Source organism: Prosthecobacter sp. (genome assembly GCF_034366625.1).
GTDB lineage: Bacteria > Verrucomicrobiota > Verrucomicrobiia > Verrucomicrobiales > Verrucomicrobiaceae > Prosthecobacter.
The window spans coordinates 503,261-524,631 of record NZ_JAXMIH010000006.1 but is presented as its reverse complement, the minus strand read 5'-3'; the positions used below and the strand labels follow the sequence as shown (position 1 = coordinate 524,631).

Genomic DNA, 21,371 nt, shown 5'->3' with positions numbered 1-21,371 from the left:
TCTAATCTCTTGCGGTGTAACACCCTCTTATGAAACCCATCAAACATGAAGACCTCGGAGACAGGCTCACTGGCTTGGTGATCGGTGCTGCCATTACCGTGCATCGCGAGTTCGGACCGGGACTCGATGAGGCTGACTATGAGCGTGCTTTGCATCTGGAACTTCTGGCGCTGGGCATTGAGCACGAATGCCAGGTGCCGCTGCCTCTGCTCTACAAAGGGGAGAAGCTAGATTGCGGCTACCGTATGGATTTGGTGATCCTCGGCAGCCTTCTGCTGGAACTGAAGGCCGTGGAAAAACTGCATCCCATCCATGAGGCACAGCTTCTGACCTATCTGCGGCTTGCACAGTTGAAGCTGGGGCTGCTCATGAACTTCAATGTGCTGCGACTGAGGGACGCAATCGTCCGCCGAGCCAGCACCGTCACGGTGAAGCGCCCCAAACCAGATCGTGACGCCGTTCGATGCCGTGACCTGGCTGCTGAGGTGATTGACTCGGCTGTGGAGGTTCAAAGCATCCTTGGTCCAGGCCTGCTTCGCAGCGCCTACGAGGCTTGTCTCGCGCATGAGCTGGCACTGCGGGGCATCCAGGTGGAGCGGAATCTGCCCGTGAACTTTGTTTATCGGGATCAACTCATCACCAGCACGAAACAGATTCCCATGATCGTGGAAGGTGAGCTCATGATCGCCAGTGCCTGCGTGGACGAGCTGTCCAAGCTGCAGTTGGCCCGGGCACGCTCGCTTTTGAAGGCCAGCGGCATGGACAGCGGTTTCTGCATCAACTTCCATGCCTCCAGTCTCGCCGGCGAAATCAAACCTATCCAAGCCAGCTTCAAATGAACTCCTCCAATCACCTCTTGCGCCATTCTAATCTCTTGCGGTGCTGCTTTTCAGAGCCACTCCGCGAGAGACTAGAATGGCGCGAGAGTTTGGTTTCTAGACGTCAGATTTTGACGAGTGCTTCGGCGGGCTTTGGCATGCTGGCGTTACGTGCGATGGCGGGTGTACCGCTGCATCGACGAGCACGAGCCAAAAATATCATCTTCTGCTTCATGGACGGCGGGCCGAGCCATGTGGACACGTTTGATCCGAAGCCGATGCTCAAGAAGCACGAGGGCAAGGCCATCGGCGAGAGCGCGGTGACGAAGCGCTCGCAGTCGAGTGCGAAGCGTGTGTGGATGGGCAGCCCATGGGAGTTCAAGCAGCGGGGGCAAAGCGGCCTATGGGTGAGCGATTTGTTTCCGCACATCGCGCAGGTTGCCGATCATCTCTGCGTCGTGCGCTCGATGGTCGGCGAGCTGCCGTTGCATGGGCAGCAGAATCTCCTGCTGCACACCGGACGCATCATGGGTCAGGCGCCGAGCCTCGGTGCGTGGGTGTCGTATGGACTCGGCACCGAGAACCGCAATCTGCCGGGCTACGTCGTGCTCAACAACGACTGGGTGCCGAACGGTGGCCTTGAAAACTTCGGCAGCTCATTCCTGCCCGCGAGTCATCAGGCCACGATGGTCCGCGCGAAGGGCGTGCCGGTCGATAACATCGTGCCGCACGACGCGGCGGCTATCCAACGACGCAAACTCGCGCTGCTGGCCGAACAGGACGCCGAGTTCGCCGCCAGCACTTCGGATGCACGCGCCATCGAAGGTGCCATCGCCAACTACGAGACAGCGTTTCTCATGCAAAGCGCTGTGCCGGACATCGCCGACATCAGCCACGAGCCCGAGCACATCCGCAAACTCTACGGACTCGACTCCACCGACGAGCACCAGCGCTTCTACGCCACGCAGGCTCTGCGCGCGCGGCGTTTGGTGGAAGCGGGCGTGCGCTTCGTCGAGATCACCTGCCCCAGCTTCGACGGCAACAACTCACCGTGGGATCAGCACGCGCAGTTGAAACAAAATCACGAAAAGAACGCCCGCATCACAGATCAATCCGTCGCCGCGCTCATCAGCGACTTGGATCAGCGTGGCCTGCTTGATGAAACCATCGTTCTCTGGGCCGGCGAGATGGGCCGCACACCACACACGCCCAAAGTCAGCGCCACGGCGGGCCGTGATCACCATGTGAGCGGTTACTCGATCTTCATGGCCGGTGGCGGCTTCAAAGGTGGCACGGCTTTTGGCGAGACCGATGAATTCGGCAATCTCGTCGCCAGCGATCCGCTGAATATTCACGACATCCACGCCACGTTGCTGCATCAGATGGGCATCGACCATGAGAAACTCATCTTCCGTCATGGCGGTCGCGATCAGCGGCTCACCGACGTGCATGGGCGTGTGGTGACCGAGTTGCTTGCATAGTTTGGCGGCAAACGGGCGTTTATGCCGCCATGAAGCTTGTTTTCACTCTCGCATGCCTGCTGGCTGTTCGTTGTTTCGCCGATGATCCCGGCGCGGCATGGTCGAAGGATGTGACCATCAAGCCGGTGTCGTCGGTTGAAGGTCGGCATTCGATTCACACGTATTATGTGACGAATCCCGAGAGTCCTGACGGCAAACAGGTACTGTTCTTCACCTCCACGCATCCGGCGGGCTATGTGGGAGAGGTGCGCATCATGGAGCGGGCGACGGGGAAGGAGACGGTGCTGGCGGAGAACGTCCACACGGAGGATGCGCATCGTGCGGCGTGCCAGCAGTGGCTTTCCGGCGGTAAGCGTGTGGCGTTTCATGAGGTGATCGATAAAAAGTGGCGCGTGGTTGTGGTGGATGTTGTGACGCTGGAGAAGACAATCGTCGCCGAGGATCATCAGGTTGGCTTTGGACGGCCGGAGGGCGATCTGCTGCCAATATATGGCTGTCATTGGAACCCGGGGCCGTTTCGCGACCTCGAAGTGTGGGACGCGGCAACGGGCCAAACGACCACGCGGGCCAAAATCAGCGATGTGGAGACGAAATACGGCGAATGGCTGGCGAAGGAGTTCGCGGGCAAGCCGTGCTCGATCTTCTTTCCGGTGATCAGCCCGGATTTGAAGCGTGTGTTCTTCAAAATCGCCGCAGGCAACGGCGGAGACGATTTCATGGCGAAAAACGCGAGCCATCGCCAGGGCCTCGTGTGCTACGACTTCGAGAAAGGCGTGTGCATCTGGCAGCACGGCAAGTGGGGTCATCCTGGCTGGACACCGGACTCGCAGCACATCTTTGAGATGGGCAACGTGATCTTTGACATTCACACCGGCAAATACTCGAAGCTCAAAGACGTGCCGGTGCTGCGTGGATCGCATCCATCCGTGAGTCCTGACGGCAAACTGATGGTCACCGACGGCCTGACCGAGCCAGTGGGCGGCAAACCCAATGAGTGGGGCATCCAGGTGGCCGACATGAATGGCGGGAAATGGGTGGTGCTGCACCACTTCGAGCAAAATCGTGGCGCACGCTCCTGGCGGCGCAATGATCCGCATCCCGCCTTCAGCGCGGATGGGAAACGCATCTACTACAACACGAGCGACGGCCAGTTCACGCGGCTGATGGTGGCGGAGCGGCCGTAATTTGACTGCCGCAGGATGCGTTTGATGGCGCATGAAACTCATTCTTGCCGCGCTGATGTTGCTGTCCGCGAACGCCTTTGCCGCGAAGCCGAACATCATTTTTATCTTCGTCGATAACTTTGGGAACGGTGATCTCGGCTGTTTCGGCTCCAAACTGCATCGCACACCGAACGTGGACCGGCTGGCGGCGGAGGGGACGAAATTCACGAGCTTTTATGTGGCGAGCGGTGTCTGCACGCCGAGCCGGGCGGCGTTGATGACTGGCTGCTATCCGCGCCGGGTGGGCATGCATGTGAGCGACACGGGGGGTGCCGTATTGCAGCCGGTGGCACGAAAGGGGCTGAATCCATCCGAAACGACGATCGCAGAGGTTTTGAAGGGCGCTGGTTATGCAACGATGTGCATCGGCAAATGGCATCTCGGTGATCAGCCGGGCTTTTTGCCGACGAAGCAGGGCTTTGACGAGTTTTTCGGCATTCCTTACAGCGATGACATGATGAAGGAGAAAAAACCGGAGGTGTGGCCGGAACTGCCGCTGATGCGCGGCGAAAAGATCATCGCAGCACCGGTGGATCGCGATCATCTGGTGAAACGCTGCACTGAGGAAGCGATTCGATTCATCGAGAAGCACGCGGCGGAGCCGTTCTTCCTCTATCTTCCGCACACGATGCCCGGATCGACGCCGCATCCGTTTTCGAGCGAGAAGTTTCGCGGCAAGAGCGCGAATGGCGAGTACGGCGACTCGGTGGAGGAGCTGGACTGGAGCACCGGTGAGATCATGGCCGCGCTGAAACGCCTGAAGCTCGAAGACAACACGTTGATCGTCTGGACCTCGGACAACGGCGCGGTGAAACGCAATCCTCCTCAGGGCAGCAACGCGCCGTATCGTGGTTCAGGCTATGACACTTCTGAAGGCGCGATGCGCATGCCTTGTGTGATGCGCTGGCCGGGAAAAATCGCCGCCGGGGCCGTGAACGACGCGCTGTGCTCCACGATGGACATGCTACCGACCTTTGCGGCGCTCGTGGAGGCGAAACTGCCGCCACACAAGATCGATGGTCATGACATCCGCCCGATTTTGTTCGCTGCGGCGAACACCAAGTCGCCGTGGGACGATGATGGCTTCTTCTACTACCGCATGGAGCAGCTCCAGGCCGTGCGGGCCGGTGATTGGAAGCTTTACCTGCCGCTCGAAGGCAAATTCTTCACCCTCAAGAACAAGCGTGAGCCCTCCAAGCTCGAACTTTACGATGTGCGTAACGATGTGGGAGAGCAGCAGGAGGTTTCCGCTCAGCATCCCGACGTGGTGCAGCGTCTCACTGCTCTCGCCGAGAAGGCGCGCGCTGACATTGGCGACTTCAACCGTCCGGGAGCCGGCCAGCGTGAGGCGGGAATGGTGGAGAAAGCAGCGGCGCTCTTGCCCTGAGAAACATTGCCTGCTGTGTTGGCGTCATGACTCGTGGCAACCGTTCTCTCACCATTTTGATTCTCGTCGTTCTCGCTGGAATCATCGTGCCGTTTGTGATCTGGGGGGCGTTGTTTGATGAGGTGCTCAGTTTGGAAGGGGCACGGAAGTGGATGGAAGGCTATGGTGACTGGGCCTGGGCGGCGGGGATCGCGCTGCTGATCTCGGACATCGTGCTGCCGGTGCCTTCGACGGTGGTGATGTCAGCGCTTGGCTGGAAGTATGGCTGGTGGTTGGGTGGGTTGATTTGCGTGGCAGGCTCGATGCTGTCGGGCATCATCGCGTATGCATCGTGCCGCTGGCTGGGGCGTGGCGCGGCGCGCTGGATCGCCGGAGAGGATGGATTACAACGTGGCGAGGAGATCTTTGAGAAACGCGGCGGCTGGCTGGTGGCCCTGTCACGCTGGATGCCAGTGTTGCCGGAGGCGGTGGCATGTCTCGCGGGGCTTTCCAACATGCGCTGGAGGGTGTTTCTGCCAGCGCTGGGCTGTGGATCCGTGCCGCTGGGGTTTGCATTCGCGGCGATCGGGCATCTCGGTCAAAGCGAACCCGGCTGGGCGATTGCGCTGAGTTGCCTCGTGCCGGTGTTGCTCTGGCTGGGGGCTGCGCGGGTGCTGCGGCGTTAGGGCATCTCGGTCAAACCGGCGGCCAGTGCCGCGTTGCGGGCGATTTTTCTCATCTCACGGCGGATGATCCACATGCCGAGCGGAATGAGCAGCGCGGCAGCCACGGCGGCGAGGGTGCCGAGCACAAGCAGCGCGTGCAAACCTGCCGCCATGAGGATCGTGGCGAGCACAAACCACAGCAGCAGGTTCCACCACATGCTGTGGCGGATGCGGAGGACCAGGCGCACGCGGGTGAGGCAGCGTTGTCCGCCGTGGTACTCAGTCACGCTGAGCCAGGCGCGTGAAATCTCGGCCCAGGGCCAGGCTTCGAGGTCAAACCAGCGCCAGCCGTCATCCTCGCGGTGGAGGATGTGCGCGGCCTTGAGCGCCAGGCGCATCTGGTGCAGCCAGGCATCACGGGTGACGCCGGCTTCGCTCCAAAAGCGCAGTGTGCCGAGGGTGAGCGCGGTTTTGTGCGGCATCTCGGGCGGCACGATCTCCGGCAGCAGCGGCTGGCGGCTCGGACGTGCACCGAGCCGCAGCATGCCGCGCAGCCGCGCCCATTCACGCACGATGGGTTGCAAAAAGCTCAGCCAGCAGAGCAGCACGCGATCACCCATGCCGCTCACACCGGCCGCAGCCGCGTTGCGCACGCTGATCCGCCATGCTGCCCACGTCACAAACAGCAGGATGCCGGTGGCGACCTCCAACTGCCGGCCAATCAACACGGGCAGCAGCAGCGCGATCCACAGCAGGCCGGTCAGCCGTTCCCACCAGCGGAACGAGGGCGAAGCGTAGATGATTTGAAACGCGCCGAGGCCGAACGGGCCGTGAAAAATGCTGCCTTCGACGGGATGTTCCGCCGGAAGCTGGTCGCCATAAATGCCGCCACGCCAGCGCGCACCGCCGAGCGGACCAAAGCGCGCGGGATGCGCCTTCATGAGCAGCGCCTCGGCATGGCCGTAGCCGAGCTGCTGCTGCAGATAGGCCTTCACCGTGAAGCGGCGGTGATGCCAGACCATCGCGCCGGGAACGAAGCGCAGCACGCCGCGTTCCCGCAGCCGCCAGCAAACGTCCACGTCATCGCCAGCGGCCCTGAACTCGGCACGGAAGCCGCCGATGTCATCGAGTGCCGTTTTGCGGATGGCGAGGTTACAGCCGGGCAAGTGCTCGGCCTCGGTGTCGCTCAGCAGCACATGTGCGGGCGCTCCCGGCGCGGCGGCGACGACGCTTTCGATGTGGTTGCGCGGTGGCGGCGGGATGTTCGGCCCGCCGGCGGCAACCACGGCTGCATCCGCAAAAGCATGGCTCAGATGCAGCAGCCAGCCGGGATGCGCGATGCAATCGTCGTCCGTGTAGGCCAGGACCGAACCGGTGGCGAGCTGTGCGCCGAGATTTCGCGCCACGCTGAGCCCCGCATGCTCCTGACGATGATACCGCACACCCTCCAACCCTTTTGCGATCTCCGCCGTGGCATCGCTGGAGCCGTCGTCGATCACCAGAATCTCAAAGTCGGGATAATGCAGCGCCACGAGTGATTCGAGGCAGGCCCGCAGCGTGGAGGAACCGTTGCGCGTGCAGACGATGACGGAGATGCGCGGCGCATCGGCGGGCGCGGGCAGTTGCACGGTCAAATCGCGCGCCACGGCACAGGCTGGCCGCTCGTGACGCTCACGGTCCACGATGCCAAAGCGCCAGTCCGTGATCTCCCGGCCCCCGCGATGCCATTCATCGGTGTAGGCGAACCACACGCCGCCGGCCGCACCGCCGCGCAGCAGGCAGTCGTGCTGCCAGCGCATGATCTCGGCCTGCCTGGCGTCGCCATGCGCGTTTACATCGAGCCCGAACTCGGTGATCAGTAGGGGTTTGTTGCCGACGAGGTTCTGCAAACGCGCGAGGCAGGCGGCGAAGGCCTCGCTCGACTCCAGATAGACGTTCACCGCGAGGAAATCGGCGTTGCGAGGCACAAGGTACTCCGTGGACGGATAGGTGGCGTAGCTGATGAGCGTCCGTGGCGCGTGGTGGCGGGCGATCCCAATCAATTTCTCAATGAATGCACGCACTCGCTCAGGCCTCATCCAGCGCACGAGCGTTTTTTCGATCTCATTGCCGACGAGAAATGCGGTGATGCAGGGGTGATCTCGCAGCCGTGCGGTGATTTCGGTGATGCGCGATTCGATGTCGCGGCAGAGGGCTCGATCTGCGAGGAAATCGACATGTTCGGCCCACGGGATGCCCACAATCAGCCGCAGACCGAGGGCCTCGACCTCGCGCAGCACGGCGGGCGTGGGCAGTTCATAAAGGCGCAGGGTGTTGAAGCCGAGGGACGCGATGTGGCGCAGGTCAGCGGCCAAGGGCTCATCTTCAGGAAAGGGTTCGCCGCGCGAGTTTGGCCTGAAGGGGCCGTAGCTGACCCCGCGCATGAAATGCGGCGTGCCGTCGGCCAGTTGGAGAAATTTTCCCGCCGTCACCACACGCTGTCCGTGGAGCACGGGCGGAGGGCTGGAAGACGGCGGCGCGGGATTCATGCAGGCGTGAGGTTCACGTTCGGGAAGCCCGAAAGGTGAAGCATGGACGCGTCCAAGGCCAGCCAGATTCAGATCTTGGAGGCTTTGCCGGTGGTTTCCGGCTTCACGGAGAGGTCGTCATCTGCCGGCTTGGGCTGCTTGACTTCCATTTCCACCCAGCCGTCTCCTTCGCGCTCGAGGCGGCGGTTGTTGATGGCGATGACGACGCACAAACCTACAAAAGCCGCCGTGGCCTCGAGGATGAACGGCGTGGTCATGAAGGCAAAGAGATAGGCCAGGCCCTGCATCATGACCTCACGCGCGGTCTCGCTCACATACGCGGCGATGCCGACTGCCACGGCGATGACGGCCGACCAGAGCAGCGATTCCAGCCACCACGTTGACTTTGCAGGAATGGGGTCAGGTGCAGGCATCGTGCATCAATCCACCGGTGTTGCCTTGCGGACCGAGACCGGGAAATCCACATGCTTTGTTTTCACAGCCGCCGTATCGACGGTGGTAGGGGAGCTTGTCACGGAAGGAGATACGGCCTCATCACCCTCCACCGGCAGGGCTTTCAGCGCGGCAGGTTCCACCTGGCGGCGCATGTCCGCCACATGCTTGCCCCACATGGCGGTACCGGCCAGAATCAGCACAAAGACTGCGATGGCGGCAGGAAGCGGCGATTTGATGGATTGTACACGGCTGGCAGCAGGCGCGGTGACGCGCTCTGTGCGGGCGGCACGTTCACGCAGCCAGGGTCCATGGGAATGCGTGAGGTAACGATAATCACGCTCACCGCCCAGCGCGCCCTCTGGCAGTTCTTCCAGCATCGCTGATGCGTCCACTCCAAGGAAGTCGCTGTACTGCCGGATAAAGGAGCGTGCGTAGGTCATGTTGCCAAAGGCGGCGAAATTGCCGGACTCCAGATGGCGCAGGCGCTGCGCCGGAATGCGCGTCTCATGAGCGGCGTCCTCGATGGACAAGCCACGCTTTTCGCGTGCTGCGGTGAGCATTTGTCCAAAGGTGGCTGGCATGGGGTGGGTTGGGCTGCGCAAGTGTGACACTTCTCACCCCGGATGCGATGAAATTTTTTTCGCGTGCTGCAAGATTGCATGACCAAATCCGGCGCAAGGTCATCTCCAGTCCTCTTGTAATCAAACCAAGCAATTCTAGAATCGAGCCATGAACCCGCTCCACGAGACCCGCCTGAAGATTCGTCGTGAACTCGAAGCCCCGCCCGCGCTGCGGAAGTTTGGCAGTGGCTGGATCAGCGGCGTCCTGGGCATGATGTTCGGCCTCGCAGCGTTGGGCAGCGTGGTGATGATGCGCTTCCCCGGCGTCTTCACCATGAAGGAAAACGCCGGGCTGATCGGCCATCCCGCCTTCCGCACAGGCATGTTCGTGCTCATGGTCCTGGCGTTCGCATTCTCGCTGCTGAACCTGGTTCTGCGCCCGAGCAAAATCCTCGGTATCACCGGCATGGTGGCCACGCTGCTGGCCGTGACCTTCGGCGGCACGTCCGCTTCCGCCGTGGCCCCCGATGTGACGCCGGTTTACTTCGGCCTCGATTTCTTCGTGCTGCGCCTGCTGTTCACCGGCTTCCTCTTCATCCCGCTGGAGACGCTCTTCCCACGCCGTGCCGATCAGGGCATCTTCCGTTACGAATGGCGCGAGGACCTATTCTACTACCTCATCAGCAGCATGATGGTGCAGGTGCTCACTTGGCTGAGCTTCATGCCCGCGCAGACGCTCTTCAAACTCACGTCATGGACGGAATTTCGCGCCTGGGTCGCGGCGTTGCCCTTCCTGGTGCAATTGATCGCGATCATGTTCCTCACCGATCTGGTGCAGTACTGGGTGCATCGCCTGTTTCATCGCATCCCGGCCCTCTGGCGTTTCCATGCGGTGCATCACTCCGCGCAGCACATGGACTGGATGGCCGGGGCGCGGATGCACTTCCTCGAAATCCTTGTTCTGCGCGGCACCACGGTCTTCCCGATGATCCTGCTCGGCTTCAGCCAGACTGCGGTGAACGCCTACGTCCTCGTCGTCTATCTCTTCGCCACCTTCGCGCACTCGAATCTCGGCTGGCGGCTCGGCTTCATGGAAAAATACCTCGTCACGCCCCGCTTCCATCACTGGCATCACGGCATCGAAAAAGAGGCCATCGACGTGAACTTTGCGATCCACTTCCCGCTGTTCGACAAACTCTTCGGCACCCACCACATGCCCACCGACGGCCGCTGGCCTTCAGCCTACGGCATCGGCGGCCATCCCGTGCCGAAAGGCTACTGGCAGCAGTTCCTCCATCCGTTTCGACGCAAGAAGTGATCACTCATACTTCAACTGCGCCGTCGCCGTGCAGGTCTTGTCCGTGGTTACACGCATCCAGCGGGCCTGCACGGCGGGCTCAAAGGTGAGATTGATTGGAGCAACGGGGTAAACGTCGCGGCGTTGCCAGGTCACCCATAGGCCGGTGCCGGTGAGGTCGAGTTCGATGTGAAAGCTCACGGGCTCGTTTTGATCGTGGCTTAGCGTCAGTGTGCGCTGGTCGTAAGCCCACATGAGATACGGATCGCTTTTCTGACTCGCTTTGACCTTCGTGTTCTTCCACGGACCGCCTTCGCCGCGGGGTTTGCCGAGTTTCCAGAGGTCGTCGATGGCTCCGGCCCACAACGCGGCTTTGCCGTCGTCGCTGCGGAGGATGTGCTCGCTGGTTTTCGCGTCGGGTTTGATGCCGCTCATCAAAAACAAGCCGCGATAGCCACCGAAGTCGGTCACACGCAGATCGTGTGAGCAAATGGGGCGGATCTTCGCGAAACCATCCGCGTTCTCGGCAGGCAGCTCGAAGAAGGTGCCGCAGGCGCTGAGCATGTCACGCTCGGTGGCGACTTCGCGACACACACGCAGCTCACCGGCATTCGTGGGGCCGTCGTAGGCCTTCGAAGCACGCGGCAGACGCCAGTGACGGCCGCGATCATCGACGACGAGCACGCTGGCCTCGTCGAGCGTGATCACGTTCTTCGGTATGGCGACGCTCTTTTCGACAAAAGCCTGCGCTTTGGCGTCTTCGACACGTTTGAGGGCCAGATCGGCCCCCATCTCGTAGTAGCCGTCTTTCGTGGCCAGACTCAGCGTGCGCTTGTTTTCGCCGCGTGGACGGAAAACGCCGGTTTGAGCATTGGAATCGGTGATTCGGGCGATGCCATCGAAGATTGGATCCGGCGTGGTGCCGCGCATTTCGCCGTTGGTGAGCGTGACAAAGACACTGAAGTCTTTCGAGTCCGCTCCAGCCTCGGTTCGCAACCAATCGTCGTCACTGACGACATCAGTGCGGGTGGATTCACCAGTCGCGTGATTGATGATCCACATGCTCCGATGCTTCCAACCCGCGACCAGGAACAATTCTCCCTTCTGCCCCGTCTTCACGCTGTCATGCAGCCACACCGCGCCGCTGGCGTGCGCGGGGCCAAGTTTGCCGGGTGTTTCGGGGCTCGTGAACCACAAGTTGCTCTGCGACTGGCCGACGCTGTCGATGCCGCCTTTGACTTTGCGCTTGTTGAGGAACTCCGACTTCGCCGAGTCATCACAGCCGAAGACGAGGCGGTCGTTCCAGCGGGTGAAGTCGCCGATGACCTTCATGTAGGCGCTGCGCACGCGGATGCCGCTGGTGTTCGCGGCGGAAAACGTGCGCGGGAAGCTCCAGAACGCACCGTGCATGGTCATGAGCAGGTTTTCCTCGCCGATGTCGCGGATGCGCGGCCATTCGGTGTTCCAGCCGTGCGCGCCGTCATAGCTGTGGCTGACTTTGGGCAGGCGAAAGGACTGCCATTTGCCACCATCGAGCAGCATGAGGATGAGTGATTTCGCGTCCCAGCCGATGCTCCACACGGGGGCGTTGGCATCGCTGCCGCTGATGCCGCCGGGGCCGCTGACCTCGGTGAATTGATTGCGCCGCACGAGCTGCCAGTCGCCACTGCCGGACCATTCACCGAGAGCGCCGCTGGGCGTGGTGGGATCGGTGAGCACGCGTTTGTCGCGGTCGCCGTTGTTGGCGTAAATGAGGCGGCCCTGGCTCGAATACAGACCTTTGCCGTGATAGCCCGGCAGTTGTGATTCGAGATTCGAGAGCTGGGCTTCGACCTTGAAGTCTTTCTTGTGAGGATTGCCGTCACGGATGAGGTTTTTCGCCGCGAGGGACTTCACATCGACCTCGTAGAGTCCCTCCTCCATCGTGGCGTAGTAGATCTTGCCTGCGGGGTCGGTGAGATGCCGCGCATTGCCGGTAAGACGACCCGGCATGATGTAGGGCGGGATTACTCGCACTTTGCGTTCGGCGTCGATGATGTACGGCCCGATGAAAAGCTGCTGCGACTCGGGATGGATCATGCGATTCGCCGGCGTGCCGCCGACGCTCTCCGGGCGTACGATCTGCGTCAGCTCCGGCGTGATCTCGTAGAGCTTGTCGCTCGATCCGAAGGGCAGATGCGGCCCGTAAGTGATGACCCACAAGCGATCCGCCCACGGCACGACGGCTCCGGTGCCGCACTCGCCTTCGTTATTGAACATCGCCAAACTCGGGTAGATGCCGCTCACGCTTCGCGGTTCTTGGGCAAAGGCGACGCTGGTGAAAATGGAGAGAGCGAGGAGGTTGGCTTTCATCGTCTGAGCAAAGCCAAGTCCGTGTGACTGGCAACCCGACGTTGTTATGCCGGATTGAAATCGCTTACATGTCCCGCCAAGCTGCGCGATGCCGAAAACGATCCCCGCCGATGCCTGGCGCAGCCTTCGCCACGAATGGCTGTGGGTGTATCGCGGCGCGGTGCCGACATGTGACGTGTGGTCGGCGGAGATTCCAGTGCCACCGGGCGTGTTCTTCGTCGAGCGCGGTGAGGTGCGCATTCGTGCGGATGGAAACGAGATGGCGGTATCGCGAGGCCAGGCATTTTTCTCCGCACCGGGACTGCGGCGGCATTGGTTCGCGAAAAACACGCGCCTTTTGTCCGTCGGCTTCCGCATTGCATGGCCGGATGGCACGCCGCTGTTTCGCAGCGGACTGAATTTCGCCACCAAGTCGCCCAAACTTCGCCTCGCCACGCTGGAACTCTTCCGTCGTGTCCATCGCGGCAAAAAGAGCGTGGGTTTTCGCGACGCGGTCATGCCCAAAATTCGTTCGCTGGCCGGTTGGGCGGCTCACGAGGCGGAGTTTGCCGCGTGGTTCGTTGTTTTCATCGAAACGCTTCGCCAACTCGATATTCAGCCCGAATCCCGCGCACCAACAAACCGTCGGCGGGTCGATCAGCTCGTGGCGTGGTTGAATTCACGCCCGCTCGACCAAATCACACCGACTTTGCCGTCCGAATTCCCGCTTGGTGTCCGCCGTGCCGATCAAGTCCTCCAGCAGCACCTCGGCATGGGCCTGCGCTCTTTTTTGGAACGTCGGCGTCTTGATGCCGCGCGTGAGCGCATCATCGCTGATCAAGACACACTCAAAGAAACAGCCTTCGCGCTCGGCTTCCGTCACGCTTCGCATTTCACGGCCTGGTTTCGCCGCCACACCGGGCTCTCACCCTCTGCGTATCGCGAGGGTGGTGGCGCGGTGTAGTGCTGGCGTCACTTCTTCCCGCTTTTGACAAACTCCTCTCGGTTTAGCGTGCCGTTGCCATCCACGTCGAATTTGGGGAATCGCTTCGGAGCCTCGTCGGGATCGGGCTGGTTGAGAAGGAACTCTTCCTTCGTGAGCTGGCCGTCTTTGTCCTTGTCGCGTTGGTCGAACATCTTGCCGCGATCTTGAGTCGGCTTCTTGGTTTCGGCTTTTTTCGTCTCGGTCTTGTTTGATATCTGTGGTTTGGCCTCGGGATGGGTGGCGAGGAGTTTACGAAGCTCCGCGGCGATTTCGGCCTGCGAGGCTGCAAGGTTCTTCGTCTCGGCGGGATCGGCCTCATAGTCGTAGAGTTCGAGAATGGCCGTTTCAGCAGCCGCGCCGGGTTTTTTCCATTCAACAAGACGATGTCGCTGTGTGCGGATGGCACGCCCGATCAATCCTTCGCCGCGTGGATAAACATGGATGGCATGATCGCGGACGCTGGTGGCTGGATTCTTCAAAACGGAGGCAAAACTGCGACCGTCGAGTTTCGCGGGAGCAGGCAGGGAAGAGAGTTCGGCGAGCGTGGGATAGATGTCACACGATTCGACGAGTGCCTGCGTGCGCTGGCCACCCGCGATGCCTGGAGCGGCGACGATAACGGGAATGCGCGCAGCCTGCTCGTAGTTCGTGTGCTTGCACCACATGCCGTGGTCGCCGAGATGCCAGCCGTGGTCGCCCCAGAACACGATGATCGTGTTTTCAGTGAAGCCATTCGCGTCGAGCGCATCCAGCACCTTGCCGAGCTGCGCGTCCATGTAGCTGGTGGCCGCGTGGTAGCCGTGGATGAGATGGATCGCCTGCTCGGTCGTCACGGGGCCTTTTTCCGGCATGTCCTTGTATTGCCGCAGCTCGCCCCAGGAACTCGGCGCGAACTCGGGTGCTCCTTCAGGCGCTTTTTGCAGCTCCGGCAGCTTGAAGGACGCGGGATCGTACAGATCCCAGTACTTCTTTGGCGCCACGAACGGCAGATGCGGCTTCAAAAAGCCCACGGCGAGGAAAAACGGCTCGTCCGGCTTCGCTTTGGCCGCTGCGAGCCGTTTGATGGCCTCGTCGGCGATCATGCCGTCGCCGTAGCGATTGTCCGGCACGTCGGCGTTTTCAGCGGGCGCACCACGCGGCAGCTTCCAGGCCTCCTTCTTGTTTTCAAACAGCGCCTGCTCGCGGGTCGATTCCGGCGGATTGTTTTCCTTCAGCGCGTAGCTGATCGTCTTCGGACTGTAATGCGGCACGCTCCACGAGGCCTCGTCATTCACATTGCCATGACCGACGTGGAAGATTTTGCCGAGGCCTTCGGCGCGGTAGCCGTTCGCCTTGAAATACTGCGGCAGCGTCACCGCATCAGGCGCGCTTTTGCGGAAATTCGTCGGCAGGTCATAAATGCCGAGCGTCTGCGGCCGCAAACCGGTCGTGAGCGCATTGCGCGACGGTGAGCACACCGCCTGATTGCAAAACGCCTTCTCAAACAAAACGCCCCGCGTCGCCAGTCGGTCGATGTTCGGTGATTTGACCACCTTGTCGCCGTAGCATCCAAGGAGGGGCTTCAAATCATCGACGCAGATGAGCAGGACGTTGGGTTTGGCTGCGGCGAAGAGCGAAGGGCAAAGGGCGAAGAGAAAAAAGGCGGCGCGGATCATGGGGAGGGTCAAGGGGGCAAAGATCAATAAGGTGGCGGGATGTCTTAACGCACGACTCTTGACCATCTTGACTCAACTTGACGACGCAGCCGCCTTGACGCGCCTCCATCGCTACTCCGGCAGCTTGTCGAAATGAAACTGGCAGCAGCCGAGGTCGAGAGTTTTCGAGTTGTTCGAGAGCTTCTCGCGAAAGGCGGCGGCGAGGGCGTAGATGCGCTGCTGGCCCTGTTTTTCGACTTCGAGCAGGCCGGCCTCTTTGAGGACGCGGAGGTGCTTGGAGACGTTGTAGGGCGTGACGTGGAGTGCTTCGCATAGCTCGGTCACGGGCTTTGCCCCGGCGATGAGCTGGCGCACGAGGCGCAGCCGGGTCGGCTCGCCCAGCGCGCGCATGGCGCTGAGGCAGTCGAATGATTTGCGTCCGGGCATGGGGAGGGAATACAGCGCGGAGGATTTTTGTGCAAGAAAGGCAATTGGCGCTTGTTTATTTGCCACATCTGGCAAATACAAAACTGAATGTCCCAACGCGCGCGCTATATCATGATCGGCGGCTTCCTCGGAGCCGGCAAAACCACCACCGTCGGCCGTCTGGCGCGGCATTTGAGCGATCAGGGCCTCAAAGTCGGCCTCATCACGAATGATCAGGCGGGCGGACTCGTGGACACGAAACTGCTGCGCGGCCAGGGCTACGCGACGGAGGAAATCGCGGGCGGCTGCTTCTGCTGCCGTTTCAACACGCTCGTCGATGCCGCCAGCAAGCTCACGAACGACTCCAAGCCCGATGTCTTCATCGCCGAGCCGGTGGGGAGCTGCACGGATCTCGTGGCGACGGTGACGTATCCGCTGCGCCGCATGTATGGCGATTCCTTCACCATCGCGCCACTCAGCGTGCTGGTGGACCCGATTCGTGCGCGGCGTGTGTTTGGTCTCGATGCAGGCGGCACGTTTTCGGCGAAGGTGGCCTACATCTTCAAGAAGCAGCTCGAAGAAGCCGACATCATCGTCATCAGCAAAAGCGATCTCATCGACGACACGCAGCGCGAAGAGCTGCGAGGCGTTTTGACAAAGGAATTCCCGCTGGCGAAGGTCGTCACTGCCTCGCCGCGTCAGGAAACCGGCCTGGACGAGTTGTTCGCCAGCCTCATGACCGATGAGCAAGCCCGGCGCAATCCGATGGCCGTCGATTACGAAGTGTATGCCGATGGCGAGGCACTGCTCGGCTGGCTGAATGCTACGGTGACGCTGAAATCAGATGATGAGTTCGATGCGAATGATTTCCTGAAGCGACTCGCGACGAACGTGCAGGGCCGTTTGCAGCTCGCAGGCGTGGAGATCGCCCATTTCAAGATGACCTTCAGCCCCGACGACGGCATCGCCGGTGAACTGGCGAGCATCAACCTCGTGCGCAGCGACTATGTGGCCGAACTCGGCATGGAACTCGACGAACCGACCACCGGCGGTCAGCTCATCATCAATCTGCGTGCCGAGGCTGATCCCGCCTCGCTCATGGAAGCCGTGAAAGCTGGCCTCGTAGCCACCGCATCGCAAATCTTCGGCCTCCAGGCCACGCTCGACCACGAAGAGCACTTCCGCCCCGGCAAACCGACTCCGACACATCGCGATGGGTGACCGTTAGGCACTGCCGATGCTCTCACGCCAAGTGAGAAGTCGCAGGGCATTCAACACCACCACGATGGTGCTGCCTTCGTGCAGGACGACTGCGATGCTCAGGGGGATAACGCCAAAGCCCGAGGCGATCAGGAGGAGGGCGATGACACCGAGCGCGATCACGAGGTTCTGACGGATGATGCGGGCGCTGGCGCGGCTCAGGCCGATGGCAAAGGGCAGCTTGCCGAGGTCATCGCCCATGAGCACGACATCGGCGGTTTCCAAGGCGACGGCGGTGCCGCCTGCGCCCATCGCCACGCCGACGGTGGCGGCGGCCAGTGCGGGGGCATCGTTCACGCCGTCGCCGATCATCGCGATGACACCGCGATCCTGCTCCAGTTCATGCACGAGCGTCAGCTTGTTTCCCGGCAGCAGTTCCGCGCAAACATCGGTAAGTCCGATTTGCTCTGCGACGCGGTGGGCCACGGAGGCATTGTCGCCGGTGAGCATCACCAGGCGCTCGATGCCTTGCGCCCGCAAACGTTGCATCACTTCTTTGACCATGGCGCGCGGCTCATCAGCAAGGGCGATGACACCGATGAATTTCCCTGCGCGTCGGATGATCACCGTGGTTTGGCCGTCGCCTTCGAGCTTGGCAATGGTGTTGGCAAGCGGCTGGCCTTTTTCGGCCGCAGAGTCACCAGCAAAGGCTCGCATGGCCCCGACCAATACTTCTGCGCCTTCGACATGCGCCTGGATGCCTTTGCCCGCGAGGTTTTCGATCTCGGTGGCCGAGGGGAAGGTGATATTGCGCTCTCGCGTCGTCTTCACGATGGCCGCAGCCAGTGGATGACTGGATTGTTCTTCGACCGCAGCGGCGATGCGCAGGACTTCGTCTTCGGGCGTGCCTTCAAAGCCAATGACCTGAGTGACCGCGAAGTGGCCGGTGGTGAGCGTGCCGGTTTTGTCGAGCGCCACGGTGTTCAGTCGTCCGAGGTTCTCCAGATGAATGCCACCTTTGATCAGCACCCCACGACGTGCCGCTTGGGCGATGCCCGCGAGCACGGCAGCAGGTGTGCCGATGGCCAGCGCGCACGGCGAAGCAGCGACGAGAAGCAACATGCCGCGATAAAAACTCGCGCTCCACGTCCATCCAAACACGAGCGGTAACAGCACAATGACGAGGAGCGTGCCGATGAGCACCGCTGGGACGAAGCGGCGCGCGAAGACTTCGGTGAATCTCTGCGTCGGGCTTTTTTGTTCCTGTGCCTCTGCGACGAGCTGCATCACACGCGCGAGCGTGTTGTCGCGTGCCAGCCGGGTCATGCGCACGTCGAGCGCGTTGTCCTGATTGATCGTTCCCGCAAACACCTCGTCGCCAGGTTTGCGCTCCACGGGCACGCTTTCGCCGGTGATGGCGCTTTGATCGACGCTGCTCTCGCCAGCAGTGATGACGCCATCCACCGGTACCCGTTCACCGGGTTTCACGACCACGACTTCATCCACAGCGAGTTGTTCCACCGGCACTTCTTCAAGTCGGTCGCCACGTTTCGTGAAGGCCGTGCGGGGCATGAGTTTTCCCAGAACACCGACGGCATTGCGCGCACGATCCATCGCGTAATGTTCACCCGCATGGCCGAGCGAGAAAAGAAACAGCAGGAACGCGCCCTCCGCCCATTCGCCGAGCAAGGCCGCCCCAGCCGCCGCCGCGATCATGAGCAGGTCGATGTCGAACTTGCCACGAAACAAGGCTGGCAAGGCCGCGCGAGCCACATCGTAGCCACCTGCCAGATAGGACAAAACATAAAACCCAAGCGCAACCGACGCGGGCAGGGCGAAGAACTTCTCCCCAAAGAATCCGACGATCAGCGCCGATCCAGCAACAGCCACCGTCAACACTGCCCAGCGCTCCTGCATCCAATGCGGAAGAAATGGCGGGGCAAAGCCGTTATCGTGGTCGGGCTCGGATTTCATGAGGTGAAGTTCATCCGGGTAATCCCATGGACTTCTCCTTTTCCAAAATGGCGAGGCGGGCTTTGAGCACGGTGTCGGGAGTGAGCGAGATGCTGTCGATGCCTTGCTCGACGAGGAACTGGGCGAACTCGGGGTAATCACTTGGAGCCTGGCCGCAGATGCCGATTTTGCGGCCTTTGGCGCGACAGGTGGCGATGACTTGGGCGATCATCTTTTTCACGGCGGCGTTTCGTTCATCGAAGATGGGCGCGACGATCTCGCTGTCGCGATCCACGCCGAGAATGAGTTGAGTGAGGTCGTTGGAGCCGATGCTGAAGCCGTCAAAAATGTCGGCGAACTCTTCGGCGAGGATGACGTTGGCGGGGATCTCGCACATGACGTAAATCTCCAGACCGTCCTGGCTGCGCTTGAGGCCGTGCTTCTCCATCTCGGCCTGCACCTTGCGGCCTTCATCGAGCGTGCGGCAGAAGGGGATCATGAGCTTCAAATTGGTGAGACCCATCTCATCGCGCACTTTCTTCACGGCGCGGCACTCCAGCGCGAAGCCAGCCTGATAACGCGGGTGGTAGTAGCGGCTCGCACCACGGAAGCCGAGCATGGGATTCTCCTCCGCTGGCTCGTAGGCCTTGCCACCGATGAGGTTGGCATACTCGTTCGTTTTGAAGTCGCTGAGTCGCAGGATGACATCCTTCGGATAAAAAGCAGCGGCGATCATGGCGACGCCTTGTGCGAGTTTATCCACGAAGAACTGCGGCTTGTCGGTGTAGCCCGCCGTGAGCTTCTCGATCTCCGCTTTGGCAGCGGCATCGGCGAGCTGCGCGAAGTTGATCAACGCGAGCGGATGGATCTTGATGTAGGTGCTGATGATGAACTCCATCCGCGCGAGGCCCACGCCGTCATTCGGGATGAAGGAGAGCGCGAAGGCCTCCTCGGGATTGGCGAGGTTCATCATCACCTTCGTGCGCGGTTGGGCGAGGGACTTCAAGTCGGTGCGCTGCACTTCAAAGGGCAACTCACCTTCATAAACAAAGCCGGTGTCGCCCTCCGCGCAGCTCACGGTGACCATCTGGCCGTCCTTCAGTGCCTCGGTGCCGTGCTCGGTGCCGACGATGGCTGGCACGCCGAGTTCGCGGCTGACGATGGCGGCATGACAGGTGCGCCCGCCGCGATTGGTGATGATGCCTGCCGCTTTCTTCATGATGGGCTGCCAGTCGGGATCGGTCTTGTCGGTGACGAGCACTTCGCCCTGCTGAAACTGGCCTATGAACTCGGCGCTCTTGATGACACGCACGCGCCCCGTGGCGATCTTTGCACCGACGCTGCGCCCGCTCGTCAGCACGGTGCTGCGCTTGCTCAAGACATAGGATTCGAGCACGTCGAGATCCTTGCGTGACTGCACCGTCTCGGGCCGAGCCTGCACGATGAACAACTCGCTCGTGATGCCATCCTTGGCCCATTCGAGGTCCATCGGCGCGTGCTGACCGCGTTTCGCCGAGTAGTGATCTTCGACGATGCAGGCCCAGCGGGCGAGTTCGAGCACTTCGTCATCGGTGAGCGCGAGCTTGGCGCGATCCGCCAGTGCCACGGGGATGTTCTTCACCATCTTCCCGCCGCCGGAATCATAGACGAGTTTGAACTCCTTGCTGCCCACCGTCTTTTGCAATACAGGCCGATGTCCCGTCTTCAACGTGGGTTTGAAAACAAGAAACTCATCCGGCGTGACAGAGCCCTGCACCACGTTTTCGCCAAGGCCATAGGCGGCGCTGATCATCACGGCGTCGCGGAATCCCGTTTCGGTATCGATGGTGAACATCACGCCCGAGCAGGCGAGATCCGAGCGCACCATGCGTTGCACGCCGATGCTGAGCGCGACTTTGAAATGATCGAAGCCCTTGTCCACGCGGTAGCTGATGGCGCGGTCGGTGAAGAGCGAGGCAAAGCAGCGCTTGCACGTCTCCAGTAGCGCAGCGGTGCCGTGGACATTCAGATAGGTTTCCTGCTGTCCGGCAAAGCTCGCGTCGGGCAGGTCTTCGGCAGTGGCGGAGGAACGCACCGCGACATCCAATGGCGCGGTGCTGCTGCCTTGCAGTTCGCGATACGCCGTGGTGATCAGCTCCTGCAAATCAGCAGGCAGCGTGGCATTGAGGATGGCCTGACGCACCGACTGGCCGCGCGTGCTGAGGTTCGCCATGTCGCGGGTGTCGAGATCCGCGAGCGTGGCGCGGATGCTCTCATCAATGCCGGCTTCGCGAATGAAATGCCGGTAAGCATCCGCCGTGATGGCGAATCCATCAGGCACCTTCACGCCCTTGGCCGTGAGTTCGCGCACCATCTCGCCGAGCGAGGCATTCTTGCCGCCGACCAGCGGCACATCGTTGATGGTGATGTCGGCGAACCATTTGATGAAGGGGGAGGCTGGGGATGTGTTCATGAGCTCGATGGATTTGA

16 protein-coding genes are annotated in these 21,371 nt (G+C 61.3%); 8 read left to right on the top strand and 8 right to left on the bottom strand.

The window, feature by feature from the left end; all coding sequences use genetic code 11:
- Window positions 1-29: 29 nt before the first annotated feature.
- The 5 genes from U1A53_RS05025 (at window position 30) to U1A53_RS05005 (ending at window position 5,574) form a co-directional block, all read left to right on the top strand.
- A complete protein-coding gene (locus U1A53_RS05025; protein WP_322279390.1) occupies window positions 30-839 on the top strand; it encodes a GxxExxY protein in 810 nt (269 codons plus the stop codon).
- A 137-nt stretch (window positions 840-976) separates the two neighbouring features.
- Entirely contained in the window at window positions 977-2,299 is a 1,323-nt protein-coding gene (locus U1A53_RS05020; protein WP_322279389.1) for a DUF1501 domain-containing protein, read from the top strand.
- A 29-nt stretch (window positions 2,300-2,328) separates the two neighbouring features.
- Entirely contained in the window at window positions 2,329-3,483 is a 1,155-nt protein-coding gene (locus tag U1A53_RS05015) for a hypothetical protein (RefSeq protein ID WP_322279388.1), read from the top strand.
- 31 nt (window positions 3,484-3,514) lie between these two features.
- On the top strand, window positions 3,515-4,909 hold the full coding sequence (locus tag U1A53_RS05010) for a sulfatase (protein ID WP_322279387.1): 1,395 nt from the start codon (window positions 3,515-3,517) through the stop codon (window positions 4,907-4,909).
- A gap of 56 nt (window positions 4,910-4,965) precedes the next feature.
- Window positions 4,966-5,574: a VTT domain-containing protein gene (locus U1A53_RS05005; RefSeq protein WP_322279385.1), complete on the top strand. Its 609-nt coding sequence runs from the start codon at window positions 4,966-4,968 to the stop codon at window positions 5,572-5,574.
- Here the strand turns inward: U1A53_RS05005 and U1A53_RS05000 are convergent.
- From U1A53_RS05000 to U1A53_RS04990, 3 genes are all read right to left on the bottom strand, one after another.
- Window positions 5,571-8,081 carry a glycosyltransferase gene (locus U1A53_RS05000; RefSeq protein WP_322279383.1) on the bottom strand — a complete coding sequence of 837 codons (2,511 nt, stop codon included), beginning with the start codon at window positions 8,079-8,081 and terminating at the stop codon, window positions 5,571-5,573. The genes U1A53_RS05005 and U1A53_RS05000 overlap by 4 nt on opposite strands.
- A 68-nt stretch (window positions 8,082-8,149) precedes the next feature.
- A complete protein-coding gene (locus tag U1A53_RS04995) occupies window positions 8,150-8,494 on the bottom strand; it encodes a hypothetical protein (RefSeq protein ID WP_322279382.1) in 345 nt (114 codons plus the stop codon).
- A 6-nt stretch (window positions 8,495-8,500) separates the two neighbouring features.
- Window positions 8,501-9,097 carry a helix-turn-helix domain-containing protein gene (locus U1A53_RS04990; protein ID WP_322279381.1) on the bottom strand — a complete coding sequence of 199 codons (597 nt, stop codon included), beginning with the start codon at window positions 9,095-9,097 and terminating at the stop codon, window positions 8,501-8,503.
- Window positions 9,098-9,245: 148 nt separating this feature from the next.
- Here U1A53_RS04990 and U1A53_RS04985 point away from each other — a divergent pair, with 148 nt between their 5' ends.
- Window positions 9,246-10,394: a sterol desaturase family protein gene (locus U1A53_RS04985; protein WP_322279380.1), complete on the top strand. Its 1,149-nt coding sequence runs from the start codon at window positions 9,246-9,248 to the stop codon at window positions 10,392-10,394.
- Here the strand turns inward: U1A53_RS04985 and U1A53_RS04980 are convergent, their stop codons facing one another.
- Window positions 10,395-12,725 (bottom strand): hypothetical protein, encoded by a 2,331-nt coding sequence (locus U1A53_RS04980; protein ID WP_322279379.1) that lies wholly within the window; start codon window positions 12,723-12,725, stop codon window positions 10,395-10,397.
- A gap of 88 nt (window positions 12,726-12,813) precedes the next feature.
- On the opposite strand from U1A53_RS04980, the gene U1A53_RS04975 reads away from it, so the two are divergent.
- Window positions 12,814-13,668, top strand: a complete 855-nt coding sequence (locus U1A53_RS04975; protein ID WP_322279377.1) for a helix-turn-helix domain-containing protein — start codon at window positions 12,814-12,816, stop codon at window positions 13,666-13,668.
- An 8-nt stretch (window positions 13,669-13,676) separates the two neighbouring features.
- On the opposite strand, the gene U1A53_RS04970 is transcribed toward U1A53_RS04975, so the two are convergent.
- Together U1A53_RS04970 and U1A53_RS04965 are read right to left on the bottom strand one after the other, a co-directional pair.
- Window positions 13,677-15,344, bottom strand: a complete 1,668-nt coding sequence (locus U1A53_RS04970; RefSeq protein ID WP_322279375.1) for a sulfatase-like hydrolase/transferase — start codon at window positions 15,342-15,344, stop codon at window positions 13,677-13,679.
- 111 nt (window positions 15,345-15,455) lie between these two features.
- A complete protein-coding gene (locus U1A53_RS04965; RefSeq protein ID WP_322279374.1) occupies window positions 15,456-15,770 on the bottom strand; it encodes a metalloregulator ArsR/SmtB family transcription factor in 315 nt (104 codons plus the stop codon).
- Between the two features lie 87 nt (window positions 15,771-15,857).
- Between U1A53_RS04965 and U1A53_RS04960 the strand changes: the two genes are divergently transcribed.
- Complete coding sequence (locus tag U1A53_RS04960; RefSeq protein WP_322279373.1) at window positions 15,858-16,970, top strand: GTP-binding protein; 1,113 nt, start codon at window positions 15,858-15,860, stop codon at window positions 16,968-16,970.
- A 3-nt stretch (window positions 16,971-16,973) separates the two neighbouring features.
- Here the strand turns inward: U1A53_RS04960 and U1A53_RS04955 are convergent, their stop codons facing one another.
- Both U1A53_RS04955 and ppsA read right to left on the bottom strand, forming a co-directional pair.
- On the bottom strand, window positions 16,974-18,923 hold the full coding sequence (locus U1A53_RS04955; RefSeq protein WP_322279372.1) for a heavy metal translocating P-type ATPase: 1,950 nt from the start codon (window positions 18,921-18,923) through the stop codon (window positions 16,974-16,976).
- A gap of 10 nt (window positions 18,924-18,933) precedes the next feature.
- The gene (ppsA, locus tag U1A53_RS04950) at window positions 18,934-21,354 is read right to left on the bottom strand and encodes a phosphoenolpyruvate synthase (RefSeq protein ID WP_322279371.1); all 2,421 of its coding nucleotides are present in this window, start codon (window positions 21,352-21,354) and stop codon (window positions 18,934-18,936) included.
- Window positions 21,355-21,371: the final 17 nt, after the last annotated feature.

Bases quoted from the DNA above. Each gene is read 5' to 3' on its own strand.
- U1A53_RS04960 (WP_322279373.1), top strand. From the start codon at position 15,858: ATGTCCCAACGCGCGCGCTATATCATGATCGGCGGCTTCCTCGGAGCC.
- U1A53_RS04965 (WP_322279374.1), bottom strand. From the start codon at position 15,770: ATGCCCGGACGCAAATCATTCGACTGCCTCAGCGCCATGCGCGCGCTG.
- U1A53_RS04975 (WP_322279377.1), top strand. From the start codon at position 12,814: ATGCCGAAAACGATCCCCGCCGATGCCTGGCGCAGCCTTCGCCACGAA.
- U1A53_RS05000 (WP_322279383.1), bottom strand. From the start codon at position 8,081: ATGAATCCCGCGCCGCCGTCTTCCAGCCCTCCGCCCGTGCTCCACGGA.
- U1A53_RS04995 (WP_322279382.1), bottom strand. From the start codon at position 8,494: ATGCCTGCACCTGACCCCATTCCTGCAAAGTCAACGTGGTGGCTGGAA.
- U1A53_RS05010 (WP_322279387.1), top strand. From the start codon at position 3,515: ATGAAACTCATTCTTGCCGCGCTGATGTTGCTGTCCGCGAACGCCTTT.
- U1A53_RS04970 (WP_322279375.1), bottom strand. From the start codon at position 15,344: ATGATCCGCGCCGCCTTTTTTCTCTTCGCCCTTTGCCCTTCGCTCTTC.
- U1A53_RS05020 (WP_322279389.1), top strand. From the start codon at position 977: ATGCTGGCGTTACGTGCGATGGCGGGTGTACCGCTGCATCGACGAGCA.
- U1A53_RS05015 (WP_322279388.1), top strand. From the start codon at position 2,329: ATGAAGCTTGTTTTCACTCTCGCATGCCTGCTGGCTGTTCGTTGTTTC.
- ppsA (WP_322279371.1), bottom strand. From the start codon at position 21,354: ATGAACACATCCCCAGCCTCCCCCTTCATCAAATGGTTCGCCGACATC.
- U1A53_RS04980 (WP_322279379.1), bottom strand. From the start codon at position 12,725: ATGAAAGCCAACCTCCTCGCTCTCTCCATTTTCACCAGCGTCGCCTTT.
- U1A53_RS04990 (WP_322279381.1), bottom strand. From the start codon at position 9,097: ATGCCAGCCACCTTTGGACAAATGCTCACCGCAGCACGCGAAAAGCGT.
- U1A53_RS04955 (WP_322279372.1), bottom strand. From the start codon at position 18,923: ATGAAATCCGAGCCCGACCACGATAACGGCTTTGCCCCGCCATTTCTT.
- U1A53_RS05025 (WP_322279390.1), top strand. From the start codon at position 30: ATGAAACCCATCAAACATGAAGACCTCGGAGACAGGCTCACTGGCTTG.
- U1A53_RS04985 (WP_322279380.1), top strand. From the start codon at position 9,246: ATGAACCCGCTCCACGAGACCCGCCTGAAGATTCGTCGTGAACTCGAA.